Origin of the sequence: Algoriphagus sp. (genome assembly GCF_039969895.1) — a bacterium.
Classification (GTDB): Bacteria; Bacteroidota; Bacteroidia; order Cytophagales; family Cyclobacteriaceae; genus Algoriphagus.
In genome coordinates this window covers 1-11,585 of the sequence record NZ_JBDVMZ010000024.1, presented here as the reverse complement: position 1 = coordinate 11,585, position 11,585 = coordinate 1, and the positions used below count along the sequence as shown (strand labels likewise).

12 protein-coding genes are annotated in these 11,585 nt (G+C 42.0%); 8 read left to right on the top strand and 4 right to left on the bottom strand.

Annotated elements, in window-relative coordinates:
* The 4 genes from ABJH64_RS17560 to ABJH64_RS17545 form a co-directional block, all read right to left on the bottom strand.
* Nucleotides 1-151, bottom strand: a 151-nt coding sequence (locus ABJH64_RS17560; RefSeq protein WP_348299168.1) for a DUF3875 domain-containing protein, incomplete at its 3' end; no start/stop codon positions are given.
* Nucleotides 152-203: 52 nt separating this feature from the next.
* Entirely contained in the window at nt 204-533 is a 330-nt protein-coding gene (locus tag ABJH64_RS17555; protein WP_348299167.1) for a DUF4133 domain-containing protein, read from the bottom strand.
* 28 nt (nt 534-561) lie between these two features.
* Nucleotides 562-891, bottom strand: a complete 330-nt coding sequence (locus ABJH64_RS17550; RefSeq protein WP_348299166.1) for a DUF4134 domain-containing protein — start codon at nt 889-891, stop codon at nt 562-564.
* 73 nt (nt 892-964) lie between these two features.
* Nucleotides 965-1,399, bottom strand: a complete 435-nt coding sequence (locus tag ABJH64_RS17545) for a hypothetical protein (protein ID WP_348299165.1) — start codon at nt 1,397-1,399, stop codon at nt 965-967.
* Between the two features lie 693 nt (nt 1,400-2,092).
* On the opposite strand from ABJH64_RS17545, the gene ABJH64_RS17540 reads away from it, so the two are divergent.
* The 8 genes from ABJH64_RS17540 (at nt 2,093) to ABJH64_RS17505 (ending at nt 11,460) form a co-directional block, all read left to right on the top strand.
* Nucleotides 2,093-2,563: a JAB domain-containing protein gene (locus ABJH64_RS17540; protein ID WP_348299164.1), complete on the top strand. Its 471-nt coding sequence runs from the start codon at nt 2,093-2,095 to the stop codon at nt 2,561-2,563.
* A 427-nt stretch (nt 2,564-2,990) separates the two neighbouring features.
* Entirely contained in the window at nt 2,991-3,977 is a 987-nt protein-coding gene (locus ABJH64_RS17535; RefSeq protein WP_348277143.1) for an ArdC-like ssDNA-binding domain-containing protein, read from the top strand.
* A gap of 97 nt (nt 3,978-4,074) precedes the next feature.
* A complete protein-coding gene (locus ABJH64_RS17530; protein WP_348277142.1) occupies nt 4,075-4,536 on the top strand; it encodes a hypothetical protein in 462 nt (153 codons plus the stop codon).
* 82 nt (nt 4,537-4,618) lie between these two features.
* Complete coding sequence (locus ABJH64_RS17525) at nt 4,619-5,302, top strand: hypothetical protein (RefSeq protein ID WP_348277141.1); 684 nt, start codon at nt 4,619-4,621, stop codon at nt 5,300-5,302.
* Between the two features lie 938 nt (nt 5,303-6,240).
* Complete coding sequence (locus ABJH64_RS17520) at nt 6,241-8,610, top strand: class I SAM-dependent DNA methyltransferase (protein WP_348299163.1); 2,370 nt, start codon at nt 6,241-6,243, stop codon at nt 8,608-8,610.
* A gap of 4 nt (nt 8,611-8,614) precedes the next feature.
* Nucleotides 8,615-9,676: a PDDEXK nuclease domain-containing protein gene (locus ABJH64_RS17515; protein ID WP_348299162.1), complete on the top strand. Its 1,062-nt coding sequence runs from the start codon at nt 8,615-8,617 to the stop codon at nt 9,674-9,676.
* The gene (locus ABJH64_RS17510) at nt 9,669-11,051 is read left to right on the top strand and encodes a restriction endonuclease subunit S (RefSeq protein ID WP_348299161.1); all 1,383 of its coding nucleotides are present in this window, start codon (nt 9,669-9,671) and stop codon (nt 11,049-11,051) included. Before ABJH64_RS17515 ends, ABJH64_RS17510 begins: the two co-directional genes overlap by 8 nt.
* A gap of 1 nt (nt 11,052) precedes the next feature.
* Nucleotides 11,053-11,460, top strand: coding sequence for a hypothetical protein (locus ABJH64_RS17505; protein WP_348299160.1), 408 nt, complete (start codon nt 11,053-11,055; stop codon nt 11,458-11,460).
* Nucleotides 11,461-11,585 lie beyond the last annotated feature (125 nt).

The following is an 11,585-nucleotide window of genomic DNA, read 5'->3' as shown; positions in this document are numbered from 1 at the left end:
CCTGATGAAAGGCTTCATAGTCCCGGTCACTGAGCGTAAAGATTTCAGGAAGGATTGCCTGATAGGCCACTGTGATATCCCCCATTTTGGAGAGGATACAGTCCTGCTCTATACTCAATATCGGAAAATGCTTTTCCAGTAATCGTTCCATAAGAATCAGTGGTTTAGAGATGAAGGATTGATTTTGTTTTGGGAGAAAGAGTTTACTTGCCCGTGGTTTTCACCTTTCGGAAAACCCCTCTGGATTTTAGGCGGATGGTGTGGGGAACTTGGCGGTAGGCCAGTTTTTTGCCTAATCCATGTTCCCCATAGGTTTTGCTGAGCCGGTATATCTGTATGACCAGGATGGTTCCTGAAATCCCTATAATGGCGAGGCAGATAAACGGATTGATTCCGAGTATATAGAGAATGGCAAAAAGGATAAGTAGTGCCAGCACACCGGCAGCTAGGTACCAGATGTACTGGGCTTTTAATCCTTTAAATTCTATGGGCTTGTTGATCCCTTTGTTGATTTTGTAGATGCTGTTGGACATGGTTATAGGGCTTTGGAGATTTGGTTGATTAGACTCCGAAGAATGATTGGATGACTGTGGCTACTACCACCAAAAACACACAGCTGCCAAACCAGGCGGCAGCGACTTTTCCGGTATCGGGATCTCCGGCATTCCATTTTTGATAGACTTTGACTGCACCGATCAGACCGAGAATGGCACCGATGGCATACATCAGGCTGGTGCCTGCGGCGAAGTAACTTCTGACCTGACGGTCTGCTTCGGCTATTCCTGCCAATCCGTCCTGGGCCTTTGCTGAAATAGAAATTAGTAAGAGGAGGAAAGCAGAGGAGAAAGCTTTTCGATTGCTTGCTTTGACGCGGTTTGTTGGCTTTTTCATAGGAAGGAAATTTAGAAGTTTTGGTATGTGTGGATTTTGAAAGCGTATTGGGAAGGGAAATCTGAATGGCGGTTTATACCGTCCAGATCGTTTCAAGTTCAGATTCGCTGATATTGTGGCGGGTTTGTTTGGGGATGTTTTCTGAAAGGTAATTACCAATGGCAACCCGGTAGGCGGGATCCCGAAGCCCGGGGTGGCTGGACAAGACTTCGCTTAGCTGCTTAAGCAGAAGCTTCTTGTCTGTCATGTTTTCCGCCCTTCCGAGTATGCCTTGGATTTCCGCAACCGTGAGCTCCAGTTCTTCAAAGCGATCAGTTTCCGTTGGGTCAGTCCTGCTCAGCTTCCGCTCCTTTTCCCGCTGACCGGTTGGATTGAACTGCAATGATTTTCCAGAAATCAAGCTGCGGAGTTCTTTTGGGTAGTATAGTCCGATGATGATGAGGTAGTAAGCGATGATGCCTATTGCCAAAGTGATAAAGTAGTCGTTCCAGGTAATTGCTTCCAACATAGTGTTTCTGTTTTGTTAAAGCGGGTTTGTTTCCCGCTGACAGAAGCAAATGTGGGTAGTGTAAAGCCCTGTTTTTTACACCGTTGTGGTAGCTACCAAAAAAATATTTGGAATTAATTATAAAGAATAGGCGAGGTTAGATGCATTCATTGATCTGTAGAGATTGGTCAGGGGAATATGGGTTATGTTTTGGAAGATTAGTTTTTTCTTATGATAAGGCTACCGTTGGTTGTTGAAAAATTTAAAGGGTTTTTGACTATTTATCTTTAGTGACCAGGCTTACGTGTGACTTTTTTTTTGAGTAATTAAATTAGGATAGAGCCGTACCTTCGGCCTGGCTTTTCATTGCAATTTCCTTTCCGAGGATTTACTTTTCAATCCCTAACGGGTGAGCTGCAGACTGAATAGAAGGGCATGAGCGATTATTTGATTTAAAAGTTTTGTTGGTGTAGATCGATTATCAGAAGAGGAATTGTCATACTAAATTTTCCTACGGACACGACTAATTGAATCCTTTCTCTTTTTATCCCTGAATTCCTCGCCAAGTTAGTCCTCTGGGCTCTGGGCGACCGTAAGCTTCCGGCATAAAGCCGCTTGCTGCGCTACGCTTTTTATTCCTTTTCCTTTCGGTCTTTGTCGCCCAAGGCCTGATGGTGCTTCATAATTCATTGTTCCACAAAAACGAAAAAGATTATGGAGACTTCCGAAAGAAAAATTGATTTGTTTGAAGTAGCTGAGATTAAGCTGAGCTACAGCGCAAAAGTTAAGTCATCAATGCGTCCAAAAGTTGCGAGCTCAAGACAGGTATATGAAGTGTTTGCCAAAGCCTGGGATCAGGACCGGATTGAGTTTGTAGAGGATTTTAAAGTAATGCTGCTTTCCAGAGCAAACCGGGTGCTGGGCATTGTGAACATCAGCTCAGGAGGAACCGCAGGCACTGTAGTGGATGTAAAACTGGTTTATGCAGCTGCCATTAAAGCTAATTCCAGCTCTGTAATCTTAGCGCATTGCCATCCGAGTGGGAATCTACTGCCATCAGAACAGGATAAGCGATTGACCCAGCGGATTAAAAAAGCAGGTGAAATCCTGGATATTCCGGTGCTGGATCATTTGATTATGACCGCTGAAGGATATTATTCCTTTGCAGATGAAGGGGAGCTTTAGGGCTCTTTTTCTTTTTTTAGCTTCCATGAATTTTTCGAGAGGGAAAATTCATGGAAGCTAATCCTAGGCCTTTATTTTTATAAAATTGCGATTGATGGCAGATTGCTATAAAGGGGTATTTCAAATAATGAGCATTCCTGATCCTATAGTTATCTGTATGTTTTTTTAGCTGTTTCTGATGAGATTTATATACTTCGATCAATCAGACTTCCAGTAAGGAATTTCTGCTAGGCCAACAATAGGAATTATTATTTTTCCATTCTTTCTTCCGCCAATTTAGCCTGACCCCGTCACACGAGGCAAGAGACTACGGCATAAAGCCAGCGCTCTTGCCTCTGCTTTTTTATTCCGATTCCTCTTGCACTTAGTGCCAGGCTCAGGCTGATGCAGCTTCATAAGTATTTGTCAAACCAAAACACAAAAGACTATGAAGACGCAAGCAAAAACATCATCAAAGACATCGGTTAAGAGAAACCGCCGAAATGACCTTGGAAGAAACAAAGGCGGCAGTACACAATCTGTAAAAGGATCACCGGATATCTATCAAAAGGTAACCGACCTGATTATTGAGAAGCTGGAGCAGGGGGTGATTCCCTGGAAGCAACCTTGGCATGAGATGGGAATGCCTGCAAATTACCTGACAAAGAAACCCTACAAGGGGATTAATCTTTGGCTTTTACTTTCTTGTAACCATCAATATCCTTATTACCTGACTTTTAAACAGGCCAATGGATTGGGAGGTAAAGTAAAGAAAGGAGCAAAGGCACTTCCGATCTGCTATTGGAACTTTGCCTTTCGGGACAAGAAAACGGGAAAAGTGATTCCAGAAGATAGGATAGGAGAATATGATCTGAAACTGGTGAGTAAATCAGGTTTTCTCAAGGAGTATAAAGTGTTTCCAATAGAACAGATTGAGGGAATAGAATGGGAGTTTCCAGAAACTTCACCTAAAGCCGAGTTACCGGTAAATGAGACCTGCCTTAAAATTTATAGTGAAATGGTGAGACCACCCGAGTTGATTCATCAAGGTTCCATGGCCTATTACCGAACGGATCTTGATCAAATTACCATGCCGGAAAGAAAACTGTTTCCGTCCAGCGAAGCTTATTTTGGAGTACTTTACCATGAGCTCTGCCATGCGACAGGACATTCTACCAGGCTTAACAGGCCCGAAATTACAGAACCACATTCATCTTCTGATACCGAGTATGCAAAAGAGGAGCTTTTGGCGGAAATGGGAGCAGGATACCTAAATAACCTTACCGGGATTTTGGATAAGAATCTGCTGGAGAACTCGGTAGCCTATATTCAACACTGGCTAAGCGAACTTCGCAACGACAAGCACATACTGATAGAGGCTGCCAGCAAAGCCCAAAAGGCAGTGGATTACATCCTGATGGAACCTCCATTTTAGAATTAGGGGAGCAATCCCCTTTTTTTGGTCATGGCGATCTAGCTAAAGATAGCCTGATTGTTTATTTTCAGGAAAGCAACCAATCAACTTCAATCTGATGAAACTTACCAAAGAGACAGCAAGCGATCTAGACCTTTTAATTAAAGAGTTGGTTGCGGATAATTCAAAAGTTGCTTCAATAGAAGATATGAAGTCAGTTCTTTTTCCTGATAAACCTGAAGCGTATTTGATGGCTCTCTTTCATCACTTGAAAAGCCATAGTCCTAGTTTGTTTTTTCCAGAGCCACAACCAAGTCCTGAATTGTTTTTGGCAAGTGATTATTTGCCTGCTTTTTATTACGAGGGAGCGTTTACAGCTATTTTCGAAAGTCAAGAAAAAGAAAGGTTGGAGACGGAGGAAAAGAAAAAGCTGGAATTGGAAAAGTTGAAATTTGATGTCAAGAATACCAAGAGGATTTATAAGACCTATTGGTGGACATTTGTATTTGCCTTGATCAGTTTTGTATATGTGCTGATCCGCCTGGGTACTTGGCTTTTGGAAGAGCGGACTATAGAATAGAAGGGAAGATGCAGGTATTTTGAAACTCCTTTCCTAGTTTTGGACTGTTATTGAATTATTCCCCATTGTAAACTTTTGGATATTGGAGCTGGAACATGGATTTTACCTGAAGTCTAAAAAAGAACGGATTTGGATTCAGGTAAGAATAGGATTTATTGCTTTACTCATTCTCCTGTTGGTTTTTCTGATTTGTTGGGGGATGGGATTTTTTCTTCCCTTGATTTTGGGTATTCCGATCACCCTATCACTTGTAGCTCCTTTTTTTGATGTGCCTTCGCTTAAAAAGAGCGGGGATTTGATTTATTATTCTCCTTTATTTTTAGCGGAAAAGCCAAAAAATGGAAAAATAAATGTTCATGGAGGAACCTTGTTTGATTATGTTTTTGTGATAGACCGGAGTCTCAACGGCAGAGAACGAAGCAAGTTGATTATGGAGCAATACCTCGAAGGCTTGGTAAACCTGATTGATCACCTGCAAAAAGACAATTCCGAGAACCTTACTATCCGGGGGACTAGCTATATCCTCAATAAGAGAACAGCAAGCAAAATCGGCTTTCAGGGAGTTCAGACTGATTTTTTGCAAAAAGTTATTTTGAGATACAATTACTTCAACCTTGTATGTGCCAATTCCCTGGCAAAAGGTAAACTGACTTTTCCAAAACTTGGCGAAATCCAAACCTTTGAGGCAAAACTTGATAAGCTGATGGAAAGAAGGGGTTTTATCAACAGCTTGAATATGAGGTTGAAGCAAAGACAAATAGTTTGAGTTTCCGGCAAATCAGATTTTATTTGATTTGGGTAGCGTTAAAATAAAAAGAGAAAATTGGTGAGGAAAGTTTTGCTAGGCGATGGCACCACTCGGTAAATCTTTGATTATGCCACTAAAATCACTCCGTTGAAGCGCCCTTAATTCTCCGAAGGAGTACTGGATCAATACAGTGACAGGTCAGGAATTACTCGGGAGTTCTATACACTTTGCTATAAGGGAGATTCAGTGTATCTACGATGCTCCTCTGATGCTTCTACGATGCATGTCCAATCTGGTATTGAAGAAGCATCGCCGATGGATTGGGATAGGAAATGCAGAAGTACTGGACTTCTTGTAACTGATGTGGAGTTAAAGAATAGTTGTTGCCGCAGGATGCCAGCCAATGTCTAGAGAGAAACTTGCTAAAGCAACAGCCTATCTCTCTATCTTTTACACGCTAAGGATTTAGAACCAAAGGTTCTTTTCCTTCGACTTCGCCTCGACCTTGGTTCTACTTTTCATCACTGCGCTGGCGAAGAAAAGTGGACTGAAAGTGGCCCTAGACTAAAAGGTGATGAAGGTTTTCTTATTCATTTTCATACTAATGGAGGAAAGGATTATGGGGCGGGAGCTATTGAGAATCTAAGCTGTTCCATTACTTGAAAAGCTATATAAAGTGCGCCGAACTATTCTGTCTCAAGTCCAATATACCCCAAAATCTTCATAAAATACCTTTTCTTAGGGATGAACTTTTATATCTTTAATTCTTAATCATTTTCGGGATGTTTTAAGTCTGAAGCAGGCATAGGTTTTTTAGCTTGCAGAAAATTTCGAATGGAATACCAAATGCACATTCAAGTAGAAAGCAAAAGGCTATCTAATTGGATGTTAGAGATTGTCCGGACTTCTGGACAGGAAAATTAGAACCAGAATTATCAAGTAGTAGAAAGTAAAAAATGAACCAAACCGTACACAATAGATTAATATCCTTCATCTGGTCCATCGCTGACGATTGCCTGAGAGATGTTTATGTCAGAGGTAAATACCGCGATGTCATTCTGCCAATGGTGGTTTTGCGCAGACTGGATGCCTTGCTGGAGCCCACCAAAGATGCGGTGATGGAGGAACTTGCCTTTCAGCGGGATGAAGCGGGTTTTACGGATTGGGACGAGTCTGGATTGAAAGATGCCAGTGGCTATGTGTTCTACAATACCAGTGAATGGACGCTGCAAAGATTATATGACACCGCCACCAACAGCCAGCAGATCTTGCAAGCCAACTTCGAAGATTACCTTAATGGCTTTAGTCCAAACGTCGTAGATATCATCGTGAAGTTTAAGCTGAAAAGTCAAATCCGGCACATGGCCTCAAAAGACATTTTGTTGGACGTGCTGGAAAAATTCACTTCCCCACATATTAACCTTACACCCTTTGAAAAGGAAGATCCGGACGGTAGAAAACTACCGCCTCTTTCCAATTTGGGAATGGGTTATGTGTTTGAAGAGCTGATTCGGAAATTCAACGAAGAGAACAATGAGGAAGCTGGGGAGCACTTTACACCTCGTGAGGTAATCGACCTCATGACCCACGTGGTTTTTGATCCCATCAAAGACCAATTGCCTCCGGTGATGACCATTTACGATCCGGCCTGCGGCTCGGGAGGAATGCTGACCGAATCCCAAAACTTTATCAAGGATGAAGAAGGTGCTATCCGTGCGATGGGTGATGTGTACCTGTACGGTAAGGAAATCAATGACGAGACCTATGCGATTTGTAAGTCTGACATGATGATCAAGGGCAACAACCCTGAAAACATCCGTGTGGGTTCTACACTTTCCACCGATGAATTTTCTGGACATACCTTTGATTTTATGCTTTCCAATCCTCCTTATGGAAAGTCTTGGGCCAGTGAAGTGAAAAATATAAAAGATGGAACCGCCATTATTGATCCCCGTTTTTTGGTAAACCTTAAAGATTATTGGGGCAATACCGAGGAAGTAGATGCCACCCCACGTAGTTCTGATGGTCAATTGCTCTTCCTGATGGAGATGGTGAATAAAATGAAACCCACCAGCCAAAGTCCTCTGGGTTCCCGCATTGCTTCGGTGCATAACGGCTCAAGTTTGTTTACCGGAGATGCAGGAGGAGGGGAAAGCAATATCCGTAGGCATATCATTGAAAACGATTGGTTGGACTGCATTATTCAGTTACCCAACAACCTGTTTTACAATACGGGTATTACCACTTACATCTGGATCTTGCACAACAATAAGGCAGAACATCGAAAAGGAAAAGTTATCCTGATTGACGCTTCTCAGCGTTTTGCCAAGCTGCGTAAAAACCTGGGTAATAAGAACTGTGAACTGACTGCCCACCACATCACAGAAATTCAAAAAGCCTATACCGACTTTGAAACTATTGAGCGGCAAGGAGATGATGGAATCGCTGCCAAGGTTTTTGACAACTCCGATTTCGGCTATTACAAAGTAACCATTGACCGTCCGGCAAGATTGAAGGCGCAGTTCTCTGCCGAGCGTATTGCTGACTTACGCTTTGATAAAACGCTCAAGGAACCCATGCAGTGGGCCTATGAAACCTATGGTGAACGCGTTTACACGGATTTAAAATCCATCGAAAAAGAGCTGCTGGAATGGTGTGAAAAAAATGAGCTGGACTTAAACTCCAAAAAACGTAAAGCACTCACGGCTGCTTCTACTTGGAAAAAGCAAAAGGAATTATTGGAAACCGCCAATGCTTTGATGCAAGCCATAGGCACGGATGAATACAGCGATTACAATATCTTCTCCAAAATGGTGGACGATGAACTACTTGCCCTGAGCAAGGTTGAAGGGAAGGCAGGCAAAAGCAAACTGACGGCCTCCGAGAAGAATGCCATTTTACAAGCGGTAAGCTGGTATGACGAGACAGCCGAAAAGGTCATAAAGAAATCGCAAAAGCTGAGTGGGGACAAGCTCGACCAACTCCTGCATCACTTGGACTGTACTGTAAATCAACTGCCGGATTATGGTTACTATCCAAGCGGAAGACCAAACGAATACATCATATACGAAAACCAAACTGATCTGCGTGACAGCGAAAGTGTGCCTTTGGCAGAAAGCATCCACGAGTATTTCTTACGGGAAGTAAAACCCCATGTGGATGAAGCATGGATAGATCTGGACAAAACCAAAATCGGCTACGAAATCAGCTTTAACAAGTACTTCTACCAGCACAAACCTTTGCGAAGCATTGAGGAAGTAAGTGCGGAAATTTTGGTATTAGAACAGGAAAATGAAGGGTTGATCATGGAAATTTTAGGATTGTAAGCCAATGGAAATACAAAGTAACCAAGAATATCAGGATTGGCTGAAAGCCTTAAAAGCGAAAGTGCATGTGGCTCGTGTAAAAGCTGCTTTGGCAGCCAACAAAGAGTTAATCCACTTTTATTTCGACCTGGGTAGAATGATCAGCGAGCAGCAGATGAAGGCGGCTTGGGGGGATAAGTTACTAGGGCAACTATCAAAAGATTTGGGTAGTGCATTTCCGGAAATGAAAGGATTTTCGGTAACCAACCTGAAATATTGCAGGCAGTTTTATCAGTTTTATCATTCAGAGATCAGTCAACAGACCGTTGACCAATTGCTGGTGCTGGATTTTGGTCAACACATTGTTGACCAATTGCCCTGGGGACATAACGTGCTCATCTTCACCAAATCAAAAAGTATAGCGGAAGCCATTTTCTATCAACAACAAACGCTTCACAACAATTGGAGTAGGGAAACTTTGGGGTTGCAGTTAAAAACAAACCTGTACGAGCGTAACGGTAAAATCATCAGCAACTTCGAACATACATTGCCCAAATCCACAGCTGATTTAGCTCAGCAAAGCCTGAAAGACCCTTATGTATTTGACTTTGTTGCCTTGGCCGAGACCTATAACGAACGAGACATAGAAACCCAATTGGTTCAACACATTTCCAAATTCCTGCTGGAGCTGGGCAAGGGCTTTGCCTACATAGGCAGGCAGCACCACTTACAGATTGCTGACAAAGACTACTACATAGACCTGCTTTTTTACCATGTAGTACTAAAAGCCTACGTAGTGATTGAACTTAAAAATACCGCCTTTATCCCCGAATATGCCGGTAAACTCAACTTTTACCTTTCGGCAGTAGATAGTTTGCTAAAAGCGGATGATGACAAACCCACGATTGGTATTTTGCTTTGCAGGGATAAAAACAACATTGAAGCTGAGTTTGCCCTACGCGACATTAATAAGCCAATGGGTGTTAGTGAATTTCAACTGACAGAAGTGTTGCCGGAAAATTTAAAATCCAGCCTGCCTACCATTGAAGAAATAGAACAAACCCTAAAGCAGAGCGGTCATGAGTAAAAAAACATATTCAAAATATCCTGCTTATAAAGATTCGGGAGTGGAATGGTTGGGAGGAATTCCTGAGGGATGGGAAACTAGTCGACTAAGAAATGTATTTTCTTTCAGCAAAGGTTTAACCATAACGAAAGAAAATCTTCAAGAGGAAGGCGTTCATTGTGTCAATTATGGGGAAATCCACTCAAAATTCGGATTTGAAGTCAACCCTGAAATTCATGTGTTAAAATGTGTTAGCGAGGAATATTTGATTAGTGATTCGAACTCACTGCTTAGCAAAGGAGATTTTGTTTTCGCAGACACATCTGAAGATATCGACGGGTCTGGAAACTTCACTTATCTGAATAGTGACATTCGCACGTTTGCCGGTTATCACACTGTAATAGCAAGATTGAAAATAGATGTTAATGAGAGGTTTGCAGCTTATGTAATCACTTCTCAAAGCTTTCGAAATCAAATTAGGCGTAGGGTGAAAGGGGTGAAAGTATTTAGCATTACTCAATCACTATTGAAGACTGTTATTTTTTGGTTTCCAAATGAAAAAGAACAAATCGCCATTGCCAATTTCTTAGACGATAAAACCGCCAAAATAGACCGTGCCATTGCCCAAAAAGAGCAGCTCATAGCCCTGCTCAAAGAACGCAAGCAAATCATCATTCAAAATGTGGTGACCAAAGGTTTACCTGCCGAAGAAAGAGCGAAGGCAGGCTTAGACCCCAAGGTAAAACTCAAAGACTCTGGTGTGGAATGGATAGGGGAGATTCCAGAGCATTGGGGGGTGAAGAAGTTGAAACACTTAATAAAAAAATCCTTCAGCGGGGGGACTCCTTCTACAGATAAACTTGAATACTGGGATGGGGGTATTCCCTGGATTTCATCGGTAGATATAAAAAGTGATTTCCTGGCAAAAACAGTTAGAGAAATTTCCAAGAAGGGCTTGAAAAGATCCTCTTCTAATATTGCGCCAAAAGGCTCTACGGTATTTGTGACAAGGTCTGGTATTTTACAACATACCTTTGCAATATCAATTTTAGAAAGGGATATGGCTATTAATCAAGATATTAAATGTCTAGTTTTTGTTAAGGATCTCTTTCAAACTTATTTTTTGCGTTTAATTCAAGGTAATAACTCTAAGATTCTTGTTGAAACACGACAGCAAGCAGCAACGGTAGAAAGTATTGACATGGATTCGTTTTTCAATCTCCAAATTCCATTGCCACCTTTTGAGGAACAAAAATCAATTGTATACGACATCAAAGCTCAATCCACCAAAATCGAGCAAGCCATTTCCTTGCAACAAACCCAAATCCAAAAACTCAAAGAATACAAGGCTACTTTGATTGACAGTGTGGTGACGGGGAAAATTAAAGTGGATTAATATGCCTAAAGAAACCATCTTCATATCGAGTGTTCAAAAGGAGTTTGCGGAAATCCGGCAAGCTATAGCCGCCTATGTGAGGGAAGACGATTTGTTGAAGCTGTTTTTTGGTGTCTTTTTGTTTTCTATTTCCGCTGAGAGAGGACTTAGAGCTCCGGATTTTGAGGATAATAAATCATTTTTGGTCACGGTTTGGCGTCCTTCTGCAAGTACCGCACAAGACGCCGGGCAAGTTACCGGGCAAGTCACCGCACATGATACCGCACATGATACCGCACATGACCGGTTGTTTATAGACCTTGAATACATGCCACACCGCCTAGTGTGGATCTTGGATGGAGAGCTAAGCAGAAGTGAAATGATGGAAAGGTTGGGACTTACCCATCGAACAAATTTTAATTCACCTTAGAAATCCACCTGCTTTGCAGGTGGTCATGTCCTATTAGCTATGCTTATATTTGGGTTATGACCAAATACAGGAAGTCAAGTCATGTAGTTTTCAAATGTGATTATCATATTGTTTGGGTACCCAAA

What these genes read in the sequence shown, in the direction of transcription:
- ABJH64_RS17555 (WP_348299167.1), bottom strand. Translation starts at nt 533, where the DNA reads ATGTCCAACAGCATCTACAAAATCAACAAAGGGATCAACAAGCCCATA.
- ABJH64_RS17550 (WP_348299166.1), bottom strand. Translation starts at nt 891, where the DNA reads ATGAAAAAGCCAACAAACCGCGTCAAAGCAAGCAATCGAAAAGCTTTC.
- ABJH64_RS17545 (WP_348299165.1), bottom strand. Translation starts at nt 1,399, where the DNA reads ATGTTGGAAGCAATTACCTGGAACGACTACTTTATCACTTTGGCAATA.
- ABJH64_RS17540 (WP_348299164.1), top strand. Translation starts at nt 2,093, where the DNA reads ATGGAGACTTCCGAAAGAAAAATTGATTTGTTTGAAGTAGCTGAGATT.
- ABJH64_RS17535 (WP_348277143.1), top strand. Translation starts at nt 2,991, where the DNA reads ATGAAGACGCAAGCAAAAACATCATCAAAGACATCGGTTAAGAGAAAC.
- ABJH64_RS17530 (WP_348277142.1), top strand. Translation starts at nt 4,075, where the DNA reads ATGAAACTTACCAAAGAGACAGCAAGCGATCTAGACCTTTTAATTAAA.
- ABJH64_RS17520 (WP_348299163.1), top strand. Translation starts at nt 6,241, where the DNA reads ATGAACCAAACCGTACACAATAGATTAATATCCTTCATCTGGTCCATC.
- ABJH64_RS17515 (WP_348299162.1), top strand. Translation starts at nt 8,615, where the DNA reads ATGGAAATACAAAGTAACCAAGAATATCAGGATTGGCTGAAAGCCTTA.
- ABJH64_RS17510 (WP_348299161.1), top strand. Translation starts at nt 9,669, where the DNA reads ATGAGTAAAAAAACATATTCAAAATATCCTGCTTATAAAGATTCGGGA.
- ABJH64_RS17505 (WP_348299160.1), top strand. Translation starts at nt 11,053, where the DNA reads ATGCCTAAAGAAACCATCTTCATATCGAGTGTTCAAAAGGAGTTTGCG.